Source organism: Streptomyces niger (assembly GCF_000718305.1).
GTDB classification, from domain to species: domain Bacteria; phylum Actinomycetota; class Actinomycetes; order Streptomycetales; family Streptomycetaceae; genus Streptomyces; species Streptomyces niger.
The window spans coordinates 1-294 of sequence record NZ_JOFQ01000083.1; the positions used below are offsets into that span (position 1 = coordinate 1).

1 protein-coding gene is annotated in these 294 nt (G+C 64.6%); it reads right to left on the bottom strand.

The window, feature by feature from the left end:
• Positions 1-294 (bottom strand): pore-forming ESAT-6 family protein (locus IF20_RS36995; protein WP_052869811.1); only part of this gene is annotated, 294 nt, incomplete at its 5' end.

Below are 294 nucleotides of genomic sequence, written 5' to 3' on the forward strand. Positions count from 1 at the left end.
TCAGCCGATGTTGTCCACCGCGGACTTCGCCTTGGACAGCGTGTGCTGCGCCGTCCCGTCGTTCTTCTCCAGCGTCGTCTTCAACAGCTGGATGATGTTCTTGACCTCCTGCGAGGCCCGGTTCCAGCGCATCTCCTTGCCGTGGTACTCATCGGCCACGCCATCGGCGGTGAAGTCCGCCATCGCCGCCTTCACCTGACCGTCGCGCGCCGTGATCACCTGCTCCAGCCGCGCGATCACCGTCTGGATATTGCCCTGCGCATCCGCCGACGCACCCGTGTCGTACGAACGACG